The organism is Streptomyces sp. GMY02, assembly GCF_019056675.1.
GTDB classification, from domain to species: domain Bacteria; phylum Actinomycetota; class Actinomycetes; order Streptomycetales; family Streptomycetaceae; genus Streptomyces; species Streptomyces odonnellii.
This window is the reverse complement of the sequence record NZ_CP077658.1, coordinates 5,146,920-5,164,385: the sequence shown is the minus strand read 5'-3', so window position 1 is coordinate 5,164,385 and position 17,466 is coordinate 5,146,920. Positions and strand designations below refer to the sequence as shown.

Sequence of the window (17,466 nt, the reverse complement as noted above, 5' to 3'; positions counted from 1 at the left end):
GAGGACGGGCACTGATGTCCGAGACCTGACACGCAGGATGCGGCGGACAGCGGTTTAGTACGGCCGGGCGCGGGAAGCGAAGGCCGGGGCCACCTGGTCCTGGGAGGCGCGGGGGAAGGCGACGGTGTTGGGGTCGCCGTCCGAGACGTACCAGCTCTTCGCAGCGGCGATCTTGTCCAGCCAGCGCGACGAACCGAACTCGGCGTCCGCGTCCTTGGGGCCGGCCGAGCGGATTCGCGGGATGGCCTGGGGGGTGAAGTTCTTGGCGAACGGCGAGACCGAGGGGTTGGCGCCCACGAGGTACACGCCGTCGTAGCGGTAGCCCGTTCCCCGTGCGGCGACCCCGGCCTGCTGGGGCATGGCTCCGAAGGGCAGGGCGAGGGACGTGACCCTGGTCCCGGGCGCGGCCTTCACGATCGCCTGCTGTCCGCCCGCGATGGCCTTCGTGGCGCCCGCCTGGTCCAGGGAACGCAGGTTCTGGTGGCGGTCGGTGTGGTTGCCGATCTCGTGCCCGTGATCCTTCAGCCAGGTCAGCGCCCTGGCCGGACCGGTGGCCGAGAAGGCGTCCGCGTTGACGAAGAAGGTCCCCACCGGCTTGAACGCGGGGTACTTCTTCGCCGTCTCCGCCAGGATGGCGATGGCCGTGTCGGGCGCCGGATTGCCGTCCTGGCCGAGGCGCACCTGACTGTTGGTCGAGTCGTCGAACGTGAGAACCACCGGGTGCGTCCCGGCCGGGATGTCGATGCGTCCCGTCTGGAAGTCCCGGGCGGTGACCGGTACGTACTTCTCCCGGGCGAGGCGTTCCAGCTCGGCCCGGAAATCGGCCGGCGTGCGGTCGTAGACGCTGGCCGGTTTCGCGGTGAGCTGGTGGTACATCAGCACCGGCACCTGGCCGAGTTCGTCGGCGCCGACCTTCGCAGGGTCCACGGCGACGGGGCTGGCCGCGTGTGAGGCGGCCCCCTCGCCGGCCGATGAGGATCCCGAGGAACAGCCCGAGACGAGCAGTGCGGCGCCTGCCAGGGCGCAGAGCGGGACGAGCGGGTGGCGCATGACGGACCTCCAAGGCGAATGTGTCGCGCCATCCCTACCGGCGACGGGAGCCCCTGTACCGCACAGTCCCCTGGATGGCGCAGTCACCACGCCGGGGCCGGAAGCGGCCTTTCGTGTGAAATACGGCCAGAAAACGAGGAACGACACGCCGTGGGGCAATCAATGGAGGGACCACCCCCGACCACTGCACGAAGGACGTCATGATGGGCACGAGACATATATCGAACTCCGCTTTCTCCTACGGTCAGCGCCGTCCGACCCGTCGGCGGGCCCTGATAGCGACGGCCGGGGCAATCACACTGGCCGGAGTGGGCTGGACGACTTTCCTGGCACTGGGACCGAGCGTGCAGGGCATCGGCGACGGCTCCGTGCTCAACGGCGGCAAGGTCGCACAGCTCAGCGCCTACCTCGACGCCGAAGCGGCCGGCAGCCGGAACAAGGTGCGCGCCACCCTCGACGGCGCGGCGATCCCCGTCGTCGCCCAGGGCTCCCGTCTGAGGATCGCCCTCCCCCGCCTGCTGCCCGAGGGCAAGCACACCCTGGTGGTGAAGGGCGCCAGCAGCCTCCCCCTCGTGTCGTACCGCGAGACCGTGAACTTCACCGTGGACTCCACCGCGCCCGAACTGAAGGTGGCCGACCCCGAGATCAAGAGCACCGCCAAATCGGTGACCATCATCGGCAAGACCAGCACCGACGCGAAGGTGACCGCCGACGGCAAGGAGGTCTCCGTCGACAAGTCCGGGGCATTCAAGATCACGGTGCCCAAGGGCACACCTGTTGTGAACGTCACCGCCGCGGACCGCGCCGGGAACACCACTACCAAGGACGTGAACGCCCGGGGCCGCCGTCCCATGATCCGTGCCGCGCACATCACCGCCATCGGCTGGGGCAACGACGCCCTCCGCACCCACGTCATGGCCCTCGTCCGGAGCGGCAAGCTCAACGCCGTGCAACTGGACGTCAAGGACGAGGACGGCGAGGTCGGTTACGCCTCCGAGGTGCCGCTGGCCCGTCAGATCGGCGCGGCGAAGGGCTACTACGACGCTCGCAAGGCGATCGCCGAGATCCACAAGGCCGGCGCCCAGGTCATCGGCCGCATCGTCGCCTTCCGCGACCCCAAGCTCGCCACGGCCGCCTGGAAGTCCGGCAAGCGCAACCAGGTGGTGCAGACCCCCGACGGACAGGCGTACGCCGGCGGCGGCCACTACGGAAAGCTGGCCTTCACCAACTTCGCCGACCCGACCGTCCGCAAGTACAACCAGGACCTCGCCGTCGAGGCGTCCAAGCTCGGTTTCGACGACATCCTCTACGACTATGTCCGCCGTCCCGACGGCCCGCTGTCGAAGATGCGCTTCCCCGGCATCGGGTCCGCGACGCCCGAGCAGTCCATCGTCTCGTTCGTCGCCGACACCCGGACCGCGATGCGCCCGCACGCCAAGTTCCTCGGTGTCTCGGTCTTCGGCATCGCCGCCACCCGGCCCACCGAGATCGCTCAGGACATCGGGGGCCTGGCCAAGGTGAGCGACTACATCGCGCCGATGGTCTACCCGTCCCACTGGGGTCCCGGGGAGTACGGGGTCGCCAACCCCGACACCGCCCCGTACGCGATCGTGCAGCGCTCGCTCGCCGACTTCGCCCGCCTGACGAAGGGCACGCAGGTCGAGGTCGTCCCGTGGCTCCAGGACTTCTCGATGGGCAGCACCTACGGTCCGAAACAGGTGGCCGAACAGATCAAGGCCGCGGCGGCCAACAAGATGAACTCGTTCATCCTGTGGAACGCCGGAGCCCGCTACCAGGGCGCGGCACTCCAGCAGATCGCCGCACACTGACGCGGCCCGGCTGGACACATGGCAACAGGCCCGGCCCCGGTGGGTGTTGGAGGTCGCCCACCGGGGCCGGGACATGTAGACCTTATCGCCCTACTCCGTCGCGATCGCGTTCAGTACGTTCATCCGGCCCGCGCGGAAGGCCGGTATCAGGGCGGCGAACAGACCCACGAAGGCCGAGGCGACAAAGACCGTGATGATCGTCGGCCAGGGGATGTCCAGTACCCCCAGGCCCTCCAGGGCCAGGAGTTTCTGGGCCGCCGTGCCCCAGCCCATGCCGAGGCCCAGACCGAGCAGGGCGCCGAAGAGGGCGATGACCACCGACTCCAGGCGGATCATGCGGCGCAACTGGCGGCGGGAGAGGCCGATCGCGCGGAGCAGGCCTATCTCGCGGGTGCGCTCCACCACCGACAGGGCCAGGGTGTTCACCACGCCCAGCACCGCGACGATGATCGCCAGGGCCAGCAGGCCGTACACGATGTTCAGGAGCTGGCCGATCTGGTCCTTCAGGTCCTGCTTGAAGTCGGTCTGGTCCTGCACCTTGTACTGGGGATAGGCGGCCAGCGAATCCTTGAGCGCCGCGTATGCCTCCTTCTCCTTGCCGTCCACCGCCGCCGCGAACATGATCATGTTCTTGGGCATCTTCTCGGCCGGCACATACTGCTCGACGGTCGTGATGTTCGTGTACATCGCGCCCTTGTCGACGCTCGTGTCGTCCGAGGTGATCGCCGCGACCTTCAGCTTCGCGGTCCTGCCGCCGGGGAAGGCGACCGAGATCGCGTCGCCGACATGTACACCGTGCTCGGTGGCATAGGCGTCGCCGACCGAGATCGCGTCCTTGCCGTACGCCCCGGACAGCTCGCCCTCGACGGTCTCGCGGCGCAGGTCCTGCGCGTACGTCGGGTCCGCGGCGACGATGCCGTCCGAGTCCGTCCTGCCGTCCGGGGCGGTCAGCTTGACGTCGACCCACTTGTACTCGGTGACATGCTCGATGTCCGGCGCCTTCTCCAGCGCCGCCTGGGCCTGCGGCATGATCGGCTGGCCGTTGCCCGACTGGATGATGAAGTCCGCGCCGACCGACTTGTCGAGTTCGTCCGTCGCCGAGGCGACCATCGAGGAACCGACCACCGACAGGCAGGCCACCAGTGCGAGCCCGATCATCAGGGCCGCACCCGTCGCTCCCGTACGCCGCGGATTGCGCAGCGCGTTGCGCTCGGCCAGCCGCCCGACCGGGCCGAACATCCGCAGGACGACCGCGCTGAGCACCCGTACCAGCCCGCCCGCGAGCAGCGGACCGATCACGACGAAGCCGACCAGCGTGCAGACCACGCCCAGTCCGAGGAGCAGCGAGCCCTGGCCCGCCTCCTCGGCGCGCGTCGCCGCCAGCAGAGCGGCTCCGCCGGCGCCCGTGAGCACCAGCCCGATGATCGCCCTGACCCAGCCGGCCCGTGCGTCGGCGGGCGTGCCCGCGTCGCGCAGCGCGGCCATCGGCGAGATCTTCCCGGCCCGCCGGGCGGGTATGTACGCCGAGACGACGGTGACCACGACGCCGAGCACCAGCCCGACCACCGGGGTCGTCCACTTCACGGTCAGATCGTCCGTGGACAGTTCCATCCCCACGGCGCCCATCAGCTTCATCAGGCCTACCGCGAGCCCCACCCCGGCGGCGACCCCGGCCACCGAGCCGACCGCGCCGAGCAGCACGGCCTCCAGCAGCACCGAGCGGTTGACCTGCTTACGGCTCGATCCCAGCGCCCGCATCAGCCCGATCTCCCGGGTCCGCTGCGCGACCAGCATCGAGAAGGTGTTGACGATCAGGAAGATCCCGACCAGGAAGGCGATCCCGGCGAAGCCGAGCATCGCGTACTTCAGCACATCGAGGAAAGAGCCGACATCCGCGCGGTTGGCGTCCGCGGTCTCCTGCTGGGTCTGGAGCTTGTACGGTCCGGCGCCGATCGCGGTCGCGACGTCCCGCTTGAGCGTGCTGTCGCTGACGCCCGGCGCGGCCGTGACATTGATGTGTGTGAACCGGCCGGAGCCGCCGAGCAGTTGGCGCTGGGCGGTCGCCGTGTCGAAGTAGACGACGGCCGCGCCCGGGTTGGTGACGGTGAAGGTGGCGATCCCGGAGATCTTCGCCGTGAGGTCGCCCGTGACGGCTATGGTGCGCAGCTCGTCACCGATCGCGAGATGGTGCTTCTCGGCGGTGTCGGCGTCGACCATCACCTCGGTGGGGCCGCGCGGGGCATGGCCCGAGGTGATCTCCATCGAACGGAGGTCGTTGCGCGTCCAGTTGCCCGCGATCGTCGGAGCACCGCTGGTCGCGCCCACGTTCTCGTTGTCGGCGTCGACGACGGTCACGCTCGTGCTGCTGACCGCGCCCTCGGCCGATTCGACTCCGTCCGCCTTCTTCACGGTCGCGACGAGCGAGGCGGGCAGCGACTCGGGCCTGCCGGTCTGGGAGATCTCGTCTGCGCCCTGGGCCGACTTGGGGCTGACCGTGACATCCGAGGAGGTCGCGGCGAAGAGCTTGTCGAACGTCGTGTTCATCGTGTCCGTGAACACCAGGGTGCCCGAGACGAAGGCCACCGACAGCAGGACCGCGACGGCGGAGAGCGCCATCCGCCCCTTGTGCGCGAGGAAGTTGCGCATCGAGGTTCTGAACACGGTCACGACGTACGCCCCCGCGCGTCGAAGTCCTTCATACGGTCGAGTACGGCATCGGCCGTCGGCCGGAACATCTCGTCCACGATCCTGCCGTCCGCCAGATACAGCACACGGTCCGCGTACGACGCGGCGACCGGGTCGTGGGTGACCATCACGATCGTCTGGCCCAGTTCGTCGACGGACCTGCGCAGGAAGCCCAGCACCTCGGCGCCCGCCCGCGAGTCCAGATTGCCGGTCGGCTCGTCACCGAAGATGATCTCCGGCCGGGCGGCGAGCGCCCTGGCCACCGCGACCCGCTGCTGCTGGCCGCCGGAGAGCTGCGTCGGCCGGTGCTTGAGCCGGTCGGCCAGCCCCACCGTCTCCACGACCCGCTGGAGCCAGGGACCGTCCGGCCTGCGGCCCGCGATGTCCATGGGCAGCGTGATGTTCTCCAGGGCGTTGAGCGTGGGCAGCAGGTTGAACGCCTGGAAGATGAAGCCGATCCGGTCCCGCCGGAGCCGGGTGAGGTGCTTGTCCTTGAGCTTGGTGATCTCGGTCTCGTCGAGATGGATCTCGCCCGAGGTGACGGTGTCCAGCCCGGCGAGGCAGTGCATCAGCGTCGACTTGCCCGAGCCGGACGGGCCCATGATCGCGGTGAACTGGCCGCGGGCGATGTCCACGTCGACATGGTCCAGTGCGACGACCCGGGTCTCCCCGGAGCCGTACGCCTTGACGACCTGCCGCGCTCGCGCCGCGACGGCCGTACGCCCTCCCGTGCCCCCCTGCTTGGGGATCGTTACAGCCGTTGTCACGGTATGTCTCCTAAGTCGGTTCATCGTTGGGCAAGGCTCCGGTGAGACAGGTCGGTTCACCGGTGATTTCCTGCTCTGAGTCTGCTGGCTTCACGGGCGCCGCGCGCTGGTGCGCAGCGCAGACTTCGCCTGGGGTTTTCCCCACCCCTCTGCTACGGAGAGCCCCCCTCGCACGCCCTCCCCAGCCGTAAGACCAAGGTAAAGAACGGGGTCCCGCCTTCTCCTCCTCCACCGGGACGAACCGCCCCCGGGCAGGAGTAAGGAGAACCCCCTAGGGGTCTCCACCCTCGGGAGGAGCCTCCGGGTGGACCCTTCGGCGCAGCCCGCCTCGGGGTCCGTGGCACGCCCCGTACCCTCCCGCCGCGGGAGGGTGCGGTGAGAAGGTGTCCCCCAAGGAGATACATGCATAGGGAAAGGAATGCCGTGAGCGGCGCCGGCGGAAGTACCGAGGACACCGGACGTACCGAAGCGATACCCGACGCCCCGTCGGCGGGAGCCGCTCCCCCGCCGGGGCCGTCGTCCGTTCCAAAGCCGTCCCCCAGAGGCCCGGTGGTCGCCGCTCTGATGATGGGCATGGCGCTCGCCGCCCTCGACGGCACCATCGTCTCCACGGCCGTCCCGCAGATCGTCGGCGACCTCGGCGGATTCGCCGTCTTCTCCTGGCTGTTCTCCGGCTATCTGCTCGCCGTGACGGTCACCCTGCCGGTGTACGGAAAGCTCTCCGACACCTTCGGCCGCAAGCCCGTCCTGATCGCGGGCATCGCCCTCTTCCTCGTCGGCTCACTGCTCTGCGCGACCGCCTGGAGCATGGGCTCGCTGATCGCCTTCCGCGTCGTCCAGGGGCTCGGCGGAGGCGCGCTCCAGGGCACGGTGCAGACCATCGCCGCCGACCTCTACCCGCTCAAGGAACGCCCCAGGATCCAGGCCAAGCTGTCATCGGTCTGGGCCACCTCGTCGGTGGCGGGACCGGCGCTGGGCGGGCTGCTCGCGGGGTACGCGGACTGGCGCTGGATCTTCCTGATCAACCTGCCGGTGGGCGCGGTGGCGCTCTGGCTGGTGGGCAAGTACCTCCGCGAACCGGGCCGTACGCGCCGTACCGTCGCAACCGGTACGGATACCAGCCGCTCGGCCCGCACGCCGTCCGCCGAACGCCACCGCGTCGACTGGGCCGGTGCCCTCGCCGTCTTCGCGACCGGCGCCCTCCTCATCACCGCTCTCGTCCAGGGCGGCGTCGCCTGGCCCTGGCTCTCCGCCCCTTCCCTCGCCTTCCTCGGCGGCGCCGCCGTCCTCGCCGCGGCCACGGTCGTCATCGAACGCCGGGCCGCGGAACCGATCATTCCCGGCTGGGTCTGGCGCCGCCGCACCATCGCGGCCGTCAATCTCGCGCTCGGCGCGCTCGGGCTGCTGATGGTCGCCCCGACCGTCTTCCTCCCGACGTACGCGCAGTCCGTGCTCGGCCTCGGGCCGATCGCGGCCGGCTTCGTGCTCTCCGCGATGACCCTGAGCTGGCCGGTCAGCGCCGCCTTCTCCAACCGCGTCTACAACCGCATCGGCTTCCGCCAGACCGCCGTCATCGGGATCTCCCTCGCCCTGCTGGTCCTGCTGGCCTTCCCCCTGCTCCCCTTCCCCGGGCAGGCCTGGCAGCCCGCGCTGATCATGCTGCTGCTCGGCGCGGCGCTCGGGCTGTTCCAACTCCCCCTGATCATCGGGGTGCAGGCGACCGTCGGCTGGTCGGAGCGGGGCACGGCGACCGCGTCCATCCTCTTCTGCCGCCAGGTCGGCCAGAGCGTGGGCGCGGCGGTGTTCGGCGCGGTGGCCAATACGGTGCTGGCCTCCCGGCTCGCCGCCCCGCCCGCCCCCGGCCTTCCCCGCGACCTCGACTCCGTCGCACGCGCCCTGGAGAAACCGTCCTCCCTCACCGCCGAAGCCGCGGACTATCTGCGCCGCGCGGTGGACGCGGCGGTGGAACACGTCTATGTCGGCGCGGCGTTCGCGGCGGCGCTCTCGCTTCTCGTACTGCTGGTGCTGGCCCCGAGACGCTTCCCGGTCCTCGCCGAGAAGGACGACTCCTGAGCCCTTGGAGGGCCGACGTGAGTACGGCGGCGGCCGGGGGGCTCAGGCCGTGGTGGTGAGCACGCGCCTGAGCCGCAGCGCCAGTTGAGCCTCCAGGGCGTACTGCGGAGTGTTCCAGTCCTCGCCAAGTATCTGTCCGACCCGCTCCAGCCGCTGGCTGACCGTATTGACGTGTACGTGCAGTGCCGCACCGGTACGGGCCAGGCTCTGCCCGTGCTGGAAGTACGACTCGACCGTGTCCAGCAGGCTCGTACCCCGGCGCTCGTCGTACTCGACCAGCGGGCCGAGGGTGCGCCGTACGAATCCGTCCGTATCGGCGTTCCGCCCGAGGACCAGGCCCAGGAAGCCCAGGTCGTCCATGGCCCCGGCCGAACCGGTGCGCCCCAGCGCCTGGAGCGCGCCGAGACACTGGAGCGCCTCGGCATAGGCGTCCGCCACCGCCGTCCCGTCCGGCGGACCGGCCGCGCCGACCGTCACCGGCCGGGCCAGCGCGGTCCGCAGCCCCGCCTCCACGGCGCGGGCGACCGCTGAGGGGTCGTCGCCGGGGACGAGCAGGACCGTACGGCCCTCGTGGCGGCCGGCGAGACCGCGCCGCGCGCCCGCCCAGGCACCGGCGGCGGCCGACACGCGCTGTGTCGGTACGTCGTCGGCGGCGACGACCGCCACGACATGCGGCTTGTCGAGATCGGTGCCGAGGCGGCGGGCCCTCTCCCGTACGGCGAGCGAACCGCCGCCGTGGCGACCGCCGCCGAGCCGCTGGCTGAGCAGATCGGTGAGCAGCTCGCCGCGCACCCGCTCCTCGGCCTGGGCGAGCGAGGTACGGAAGAGCAGCAGCAGGGCGGTCACCGTCACCCCGCGTTCGAGGATCACCCGGTCGGTGTCGTCGAACCCGCCGGCTCCGGAGATCACCAGGGCACCGAGCGGTTCCTGATCGGCGACGACGGCCGCGACCGTACAGTTCCCGCAGGTCACGGCCCGGCCCTGGGCCCGGGAGCGGGCCATGGCATCGGCCAGCGCCTCCGCGTCGGGCCAGTCCTCGGGACCGGGACCGGGACCGACTTCGGGACGGCCTTCGGGACGACCTTCGGTGCCGGGACCACCGTCGAAACGGCCTTGGGTGCCGGGACGGCCAGCGGCACGGCCGTCCGTACCGGCGTGGCTCTCGGCACCGGCGTGGGTGTCGCGGCCGAAGTCGCCGTCGGGGCGGCGCGGTTCGGCGACCCGGCTCAGCGGGCGGCCGTCGGGTCCGACCACCACCACCGAACCGTTCAGCGCCTCGCCGACCGCGTGCGCGATGTCGTCGACGCCCCCGCCGCGCACGACCAGCCCGGTGAACCGCTCGTACGCCGCGGCCGCCCGCTCCACCGAAGCGCTGCGGGTCTGTACGAGACGGTTCGCCGCGTTCAGGTCGGCCAGCGCGGTGTTGGTCTCCTGGAGCAGCCGCGCGTTGTCGAGCGCGACGGCCGCGTGGGCGGCCAGCGAACCGAGCAGGGTGACCTCGTCGCGGGCGAAACCGCGTTCGCTGCGGTCCGCCGCGTACAGCACGCCGATGACATCGCCGCCGAGCCGCAGCGGGACACCGAGGATCGCGACCAGACCCTCCTCCGTCACCGCCTCGTCGATGTCCCGTGTGTGCCTGAACTGGGCGTCGCCCAGATAACTGCTGCTGAAGTACGGCGACGCGGTCTGCACCACCAGACCGCCGAGTCCCGCGCCCAGCGGCATGAGGAGCTGCTGGAACTTCGCCGAGACCGAGCCGTTCGTCTCGCGCATGTACGCGCAGCCGCGCTCCGGGTCGTACAGCGCGAGGTAGGCGGTGTCCGTGCCGAGCAGTTTGCGCGCTCTCGCGACGATCGCCTGGAGTACGGAGTCCACATCGCGCAGGGCGACCAGATCGGCCACCGTCTCGTACAGCGCGGACAGTTCGGCCTCCCGGCGGCGGCTCCTGTCGAGCGCCGCCCGTACCCGCAGCGCCAGCAGCTTCGAGCGCTCCAGCTCGGCGACGGTCCCGGCGTTCGCCGCGCTCCCGCCGTCCGCCCGCGCCGCGATGACCGGTTCCTCGAACTCGGCCGCCGGCGCGTCCCGCGCGAGGAGCTCCAGAAACATCCGGCCGCTGTTCATCGAGGTCACGGAGCAGACCGTACCCATTCCGCCCAACCACCGGAAGTGGGTGATCCACATAGGAGGGCCACGGTCTGTGTGGACCGTCTCCATTGCACTCCGGGGGTGGGCGGCCGAGGATCCTCGGCACCGCACACCTGGGCCGGGTCCCCGGTCCCGGGGAAGCCCGACAGTGAGGACATGCGATGACCACGGCGCCCCCGCACAAGCCGGAGCCGGATCCAGAACCGGGTGTGACCGCGGGAGATGCGGGCTCGGCGGGCGCGACCGGTGGCAGGGAACCCTGGCCGGCGCGGATGGCGCTGCGGTTCACCGCCTTCTCCGAGAAGTGGCTGCCCGACGCGCTCGGCTTTGTCCTCGTCGGCACCTTCGGGATCTTCGCCCTCGGCCTGGCGACCGGCGAACCCCTGCTCGGCGCTCCCGCCGACCCGACCGCGACCACGGGATACGGGCTGGTGGACGCGTGGGGCCAGGGCTTCTGGTCCCTCATCACCTTCACCCTGCAAATGGCGATGATCATTATCGCCGGATACGCGGTCGCGGTCTCACCGCCGGTCGGCCGGCTGATCGCCCGGATCGCGCGGGTGCCGCGTACCCCGCGCGGCGCCATCGCGTTCACCGCGGCCGTCGCCATGGCGACCTCGTATCTGAACTGGGCCTTCAGCCTGATCTTCACGGCGATCCTCGCCAAGGAGATCGCCCGCAGGGTGAGCGGGGTGGACTACCGGGCGCTGGGCGCGATGGCCTTCCTCGGGCTCGGCACCGTATGGGCGCAGGGGCTGTCCGGGTCGGCGGCGCTCCAGGTGGCCAGTGCCGCGTCGAGCCCGCCCGCCGTGCAGAAGGTCATCGAGGAGGGGCGCGGCAGCGGGCTCATCCCCCTCACGGAGACGATCTTCCTGTGGCAGGGCATGGCGGCCACCGCGATCGTCTTCGTGATCGCGGTCGGTACGGCCTGGTTCCTGTCGCCCTCGCCGGAGCGCGCCAAGACGGCCGCACAGCTCGGGATCGAGCTGGGGCCGAGCGTGGCCGAGAAGCGCGCGGACACCCGCCGCAGCAGGCCCGGCGAGTGGATCGAGTACAGCCCGGTCTTCGCGATCCTGCTCTTCGCGCTCGGAGTCTGGTATCTGGCGCGGCACTTCGCCCGCGCGGAGGGCAGTGCGCTCAACGCCCTCGACCTGAACACCGTCAACCTCATTCTCATCCTGCTGGCGCTCATCCTGCACTGGCGGCCGGTGCGCCTGGCCCAGGCCGTCAAGGACGGGACCCCCGCGGCCTCGGGTGTGCTGCTCCAATTCCCGCTGTACGGCGGGATCTTCGGGATGATCGCCTTCACCGGGCTGAGCAAGACCATCGCGGGCTGGCTGGTGTCGGTCTCGAACGAGTTCTTCTACCCGGCCTTCATCGCCATCTACAGCGCCGTCCTCGGGGTCTTCGTGCCCAGCGGCGGCAGCAAGTGGGTCATCGAGGCGCCGTACGTGCTGGAGGCGGCCAACCAGCTCCAGGTGCACCAGGGCTGGATGGTCGTGGTGTACGACCTGGGGGAGGCCAGCGCCAATCTGCTCCAGCCGTTCTGGATGCTGCCCACGCTGACGATCCTGGGCCTGAAGGCGCGGGACATCATGGGCTATACGTTCGCGATGTTCCTGGTGTGCTTCCCGGTGGTGCTGATCCTGGTCACCCTGTTCGCCCAGACGCTCTCCTTCCCGTAGGAGCGAAGTCACGTCCGCGGTACCGGAATCACCCGAGGCGCGGGGCCGGAGTCCTTTACGGGGCTCCGGCCCCCGCGCCTCGGCGCATCTCTGTCAGAAGCACCTCCGCCGACAGCATCTCTGCCGGCGTGCCTCAGCGCACTTCTGTCAGCTCGTCGGCGTCCGGGCGGGCGTCACAGCAGTCCGTCCCACATCTGCTCCAGCAGGACCGACCACCAGTTCTCCGGCGACGACAGCGCCGCCGCGTCCAGCGCCAGAAGCTGCGCCTGGAAGTCGACGGTCCAGCGGCCCGCCTGCTCCGGGTTGAGACCGAAGCGCAGCCGCCACATCCGGCCCAGCAGCGCCAACGACCGGGTGAATTCCGGCAGTCCGGTGTTGACGAACTGCGGCGGCACGGACTGCCCGCCCGGGCCCGCCTCCACCGGCACCGCCATGATGTGCGCCGTGCCGTACTGCACGCACAGCGCCCGCCCGAAGTCGCTGCCCACGACCAGATACGAACCGGCGTCCGGCGCCCCCTGAACCTGCCGCTGCGCGGCCAGCTCGGCGAGCGTCGGCACCACCGGCTGCGGAGGCTGCGCCCAGAAGAACGGCCCGAAGTCGGCCGGCAGCCCCGCCCACACCAGCGTGCGCGCCACGATCTCCGGCACGCCCTGCCGGGACACCGCCCGCTGGTCGAACCGGCAGATGCCCTGCGGCCCGAACGCCCCCATCAGCTCCTGCGCGATCCCCTCCGGCGGTACGGGGGGCGCGGGCGCCATCTGGGGCAGCGGCGCCCGGACCGGCGCGGGCCGTGCGGGCCCGTCCGCGACCTGGTGCAACTCGCCCTGGTGGGTGAGGAGATGGCGCATGCCCTGCTGCCGGCTCGCGTGATCCTGCCCGTACGGCGCGACGCTGGTGATCCGGACCTGCGGCCAGGTCTCCCGGATCATCCGCGCGCAGTACCCGCCTGGCAGCTCGCACGACTCCAGCTCCGTGTGCAGTTCGAGCACCTGCTGCGGCGGTACGTTCAGCGCGCGCAGCTCATGCAGGATCTGCCACTCGGGGTGCGGGGTGCCGGGCGCGGACCGCCGGATGAGCCGGGCCTCGGAACCGTCGGGCGCGCGATAGCGCAGCACGGCCTGATAGCCGGGGCCGACGGTCGGCAGACCGGCCGGCTGCTGCGGATAGCCGTACGCGGGCGGCGGCCCCGACGGCGGTACGGCACCGGCAGCACCCGGCGGCGGTACCGCACCGGGCGCGCCCGGGGGCACACCAGGAGCCCCGTGCGGCATTCCGGGCGGGCCGGGCGGACCAGGAGGACCGGGCGGCTGCGGGGCCCCCGGTGGTACGGGTCCGCCCTGGCCGGATCCAGCGAGCATCGTCGCGGCATGGTGCACCGCACCCGGAGGAGCCCCGGGCGGACCGGGAGGTCCAGGGGGGGCCGGGCGGACCAGGAGGCTGTACGGGAGCGCCCGGCGCACCCGGAGCACCCGGCGGCCGGGGCGGCTGAGGCGCCGCCGGACCGCCCGGACCGCTCTGGCCCCCCGGATCCGCGAGCATCGTCGCCGCGTGATGCACCCCGCCCGGAGGCGTACCCGGCGCCCCGGGAGGGCCGGGAGGACCCGGCGGGCCGGGAGGCCCGGGGGGACCCGGCGGGCGCGGACCGGCGGGTCCCGACGGGCCCGGGTTCGCGAGCATGGTCTCCGCGTGAGCCGCTCCACCGGGAGGCGGCGGCGTACCCGGAGGGCCGGGCGGGCCGGGAGGACCCGGCGGCTGTGGCGCCTCGGGGCCGGAGTTCGACACCAACTGCGTCGGCAGATAACCGCCCGCCGGAGCACCGGGCGCACCCGGCCCCGACTGCGGCGGAAGCCCGCCGTGCACACCAGGAGCACCGGGAGCGCCAGGAGACGGTACGGCCGCGCCGCTTCCCGCCGTACCCGCAACGCCCGCACCGGGAGCGGCACTCGGGCCGCCTCCCTGGCCCGCACCGGGACCCGTGCCCGTACCCGCGCCGTCCCTGCCCGGCATCGCCGACACCGCCGTACGCGGAAGCTGGCTGCCGCCCGACATCAGCGCGGTCGGCGCATCGGCGGCCACCATCGGCGGCGGGGTGTCATCGTCGTCGGCCCCGGAGAGCGGCGGCGCGAAGACCGTCGCGGGCAGCGGTACGGAACCGTCGTCCCCCGAACCCGCGCCATTGGTGTCCGTCCCGGCCCAGGGAGTCGCCCCGCCGGGCGCCCCCGGCCCCGGAGCGGCAACGGCCGCCCCTTCCGGAGCACGGTGCTCCGGCACATGGCCAACACCCGCGTGGCCGCTGCCCGGTGGAGCCCCAGCGCCCGCACCCAGCGAGCCCGCGCCCGGCCCTGCCGAGCCCGGTCCCGCCGCGGGTCCCGGACCAGACGACGCCCGTCCGTCCGGGATCCCCAGTCTGTCCGCCGCGTCCTGGAGCCACTCGGGCGGGCTCAGCAGGAACGACGTCTGGTTCAGATCGATCCGCTGCGGCGGCTCCGGTGCGCTCGGCGGCGCGTCCGGTACGCCGTACTCCTCCTCGTACCGCCGGATCACCTCGCCCACCGGCAGCCCCGGCCAGAGCGTCGCCTCGCCGCTGTCCCTCGCGATGACCAGCCGCTGCCGGCCGCCGTCCGATATGGGCCCGGACTCGCGGTCCTCCGCCCACACCACGAAGCCCAGCTCGAACTCCCTTACCCGCACCTCCCGGTGCTGATAACCGGGCAGATCGCCGTTGACCCACTCTTCCGCGCGCTCCTGCGCCTGCGCGAAGGTCACCATCGCGCTCATCCCTCCACCGGGACGGCGCGCGCGAAGCCGCCGTCCACCATCAGGTTCGCCACGGTCTCCAGCTCCGGCGGACTGCCCGCCAGCCGCAGCAGAAACGCGTCGAAGTCCTCCCCGCAGGGCAGCAGCAGCCGCTCCACCCGCTCCTGCACGCTCCAGCCGTCCCGGTCCCTGGCGTCGTCGTACGCGCAGAACCAGACCGAACCCGTCCGGGCGCCCCGTACCTGCACCGCCAGGATGCCGCCCTGCACAAAGGCAACACCCAGGTAATCCTTGGTCAGATGGTCCCGCAGGCACTTGTTGACATAGACCAGGTCATTGACCGCGGCCTCGTCGCGCACCGTGAAGAACGGCTGGTCCACCAGCAGTCCGAGCTCCGGATCGAGCGCCACGCCCACCGGCGCGCAGCCGCCCGCCGCCTTCAGGAACGCGCGGTAGGCGCCCGGCAGCCGATAGCCGAGATCCTCCTCCACGCCCTGGAGCTGCTGCTCGCCCACCGACACCGCGCCCTTCGGCAGCCCGAAGTGCACCGGCCGGGTCTCCTGGAGCGGACGCGTGCCCCGCTTGCCGTGGTCCACCGCCGTCGTGGCGAGCCCGCCGTGGTGCCGCAGCAGCGCCTTCACCTCGACCGGCACCAGCACCAGCCGCCGCGAGCCCGGCAGATGGTGCCAGGTCCAGCCGTGCGGAGTCGCCACCGGGGGAACCGTGTCCCACAGCTCGTGCCCCGCGGCGTGCAGCGCGGCATTGGCCGACACATAGTCCGTGAGCCGCAGCTCGTCCACGCCGAACCCCTCGGGGGGCTCGGCTATCTCCACCGCCGCCCGCGCGTACGGCGCGAAATCCGGATGGCCGGCGTCATCCACCCGCACCCCTCTGGGGTGCCGGGAGGCCCGGACCGGGTCCGGGAAATGCACGACCTGCCCGGCGTAGGCCGCGTTCGGTGGCGCGGCTTGGTGCCCGAGCCGACCTGTCGTCATGGCGGTTGCCCCCTGCTGCTTGCGGCTGGTTCCACAGCCCTGATGCCGCACAGCCTATGCGGTGGGGCCAGAGGGGCACCGACGCTCCTCCACAGGGCCGATCCGATAATCCTCCCCCCGTTCGTCGCGCCCGCAATCCGAGCACGCGGGACCGGCCGCGCCCCTCGCCCGTACCGGCCGGACGCCCTGCCCCGTACCGGCCGCATGCCCGCCCCATACCACATCGGAACCGGTGACCATCGGTCACATCGGCGTGACCCAGCGCCGACGCCACACCTTGATTCACGCCCCAGCTTCCCGATCGCAGTGGGCATTTGGCAGGCTGTCCACACAGTCTGGGGCGTGAGACCAGCGGCCACCAGCCGCGCAGGGGGGAAGGGGACAGCACGTGCACACCGCACCAACAGACGCATCCGGCGACCCACGCCTCACCTGGAGCAGCGCGGAACCGCACCGTCCGCCCGCGCTCCAGCGCCGCCGCGACGGCATCCTGCCCGCCGTCGCCGCCGCGCTCTCCGTCCGGGGCGAGACCCTCACCTGCACCGGGGGCAAGGCCGACCAGCCGCCGACGCTGCACCCCCTCGTACAGGACTTCCTCGACACCCTCACGAGTGGCCAAAGGGAACGTTTCACCGGGCGCTGCCCCGAGGCGATCCTGCTCTCCCGCCACCTCACCGCCGCCGAGGAAGCCCGCTCCAAACGCGCCCGGCGCAAGCCCCTGAGCCACGGCGAGGCGCGCCGTGCCCTCAAGCACTCCAAACTGACGGCCCGTCGTATCCGCGAGGACGGCGACCCGCTGCACGGCAGTTACGCCCCGCCCTGCCGCTCCTGTACGGCGCTGCTCGCCCACTTCGGCGTACGCCCCGTCGACCCCACCCAGAACGGCTGAGCATGCCCGACCTCAACACCACCCGCTTTCCCGTGCCCGTCGACGCCGCGCTGCGCGAGGCGGGCTGGCAGCCGGGGCGCCGGGACATCCGGCAGGCCGAGGAGTGGGCCGACGCCCTGCGCGCCCACATCACGCCCGCGGGACACCGGCTCAATGTCTTCCCCTCGGCCGTCGAGGCATGGGCGGAGTTCGGCGGGCTGCGCCTCAGCGCGCCGGGGCCCGGCCGCCAAATCGCGCCCGCCTCGGTGCTGATCGACCCCATGGCGGGCATCCATCTTGCCCGTACACTCGCGGACCTCGGGCGGTCCCTGGACACGGAGATCGCGCCACTGGGGGAGGAGAACCACGGGCAGGCGGTCCTCGCCATCGACATCACCGGGCGCGTGTTCAGCATCGACCACACGGGCGACTGGTACCTGGGCCCGGACGTCGACCACGCCCTGGGGACGCTGCTCACGGGAATGGAACCGGCACGGCTGACGTCGGGCGCGTAACACGGGCCATAAGACGGACCCGTAAGGCGGACCCGTAGAACCGACTCATCGGCGTACGAGCGGCCTCGGCCATCGGACTCGTACCGTACGAGCA

Annotated in this window: 10 protein-coding genes and 1 pseudogene; 5 read left to right on the top strand and 6 right to left on the bottom strand. The window is 71.6% G+C overall.

Going from position 1 to position 17,466, the window contains the following annotated elements:
* Window positions 1-54 precede the first annotated feature (54 nt).
* Window positions 55-1,050, bottom strand: coding sequence for a polysaccharide deacetylase family protein (locus tag KQY30_RS21880; RefSeq protein WP_217308300.1), 996 nt, complete (start codon window positions 1,048-1,050; stop codon window positions 55-57).
* 308 nt (window positions 1,051-1,358) lie between these two features.
* Between KQY30_RS21880 and KQY30_RS21875 the strand changes: the two genes are divergently transcribed.
* Entirely contained in the window at window positions 1,359-2,879 is a 1,521-nt protein-coding gene (locus tag KQY30_RS21875) for a putative glycoside hydrolase (protein WP_254407270.1), read from the top strand.
* Window positions 2,880-2,969: 90 nt separating this feature from the next.
* On the opposite strand, the gene KQY30_RS21870 is transcribed toward KQY30_RS21875, so the two are convergent.
* A complete protein-coding gene (locus KQY30_RS21870; RefSeq protein ID WP_217308299.1) occupies window positions 2,970-5,546 on the bottom strand; it encodes an ABC transporter permease in 2,577 nt (858 codons plus the stop codon).
* Window positions 5,543-6,331, bottom strand: a complete 789-nt coding sequence (locus tag KQY30_RS21865) for an ABC transporter ATP-binding protein (RefSeq protein WP_217308298.1) — start codon at window positions 6,329-6,331, stop codon at window positions 5,543-5,545. Before KQY30_RS21865 ends, KQY30_RS21870 begins: the two co-directional genes overlap by 4 nt.
* A 564-nt stretch (window positions 6,332-6,895) precedes the next feature.
* Here KQY30_RS21865 and KQY30_RS21860 point away from each other — a divergent pair.
* The gene (locus KQY30_RS21860) at window positions 6,896-8,404 is read left to right on the top strand and encodes an MFS transporter (RefSeq protein WP_254407650.1); all 1,509 of its coding nucleotides are present in this window, start codon (window positions 6,896-6,898) and stop codon (window positions 8,402-8,404) included.
* A 42-nt stretch (window positions 8,405-8,446) separates the two neighbouring features.
* On the opposite strand, the gene KQY30_RS21855 is transcribed toward KQY30_RS21860, so the two are convergent.
* Complete coding sequence (locus tag KQY30_RS21855) at window positions 8,447-10,525, bottom strand: GAF domain-containing protein (protein WP_254407649.1); 2,079 nt, start codon at window positions 10,523-10,525, stop codon at window positions 8,447-8,449.
* Between the two features lie 185 nt (window positions 10,526-10,710).
* On the opposite strand from KQY30_RS21855, the gene KQY30_RS21850 reads away from it, so the two are divergent.
* Window positions 10,711-12,234 (top strand): short-chain fatty acid transporter, encoded by a 1,524-nt coding sequence (locus KQY30_RS21850; RefSeq protein ID WP_217308295.1) that lies wholly within the window; start codon window positions 10,711-10,713, stop codon window positions 12,232-12,234.
* Window positions 12,235-12,407: 173 nt separating this feature from the next.
* Here KQY30_RS21850 and KQY30_RS37165 read toward each other — a convergent pair.
* Window positions 12,408-15,006, bottom strand: a pseudogene (locus KQY30_RS37165) (SUKH-4 family immunity protein).
* 5 nt (window positions 15,007-15,011) lie between these two features.
* Window positions 15,012-15,989: an SMI1/KNR4 family protein gene (locus KQY30_RS21840; RefSeq protein ID WP_217308294.1), complete on the bottom strand. Its 978-nt coding sequence runs from the start codon at window positions 15,987-15,989 to the stop codon at window positions 15,012-15,014.
* A gap of 388 nt (window positions 15,990-16,377) precedes the next feature.
* Between KQY30_RS21840 and KQY30_RS21835 the strand changes: the two genes are divergently transcribed.
* A complete protein-coding gene (locus KQY30_RS21835) occupies window positions 16,378-16,878 on the top strand; it encodes a YwqJ-related putative deaminase (protein ID WP_217308293.1) in 501 nt (166 codons plus the stop codon).
* Between the two features lie 2 nt (window positions 16,879-16,880).
* Entirely contained in the window at window positions 16,881-17,372 is a 492-nt protein-coding gene (locus tag KQY30_RS21830; RefSeq protein WP_217308292.1) for an SUKH-3 domain-containing protein, read from the top strand.
* The last annotated feature ends 94 nt before the right edge of the window (window positions 17,373-17,466 follow it).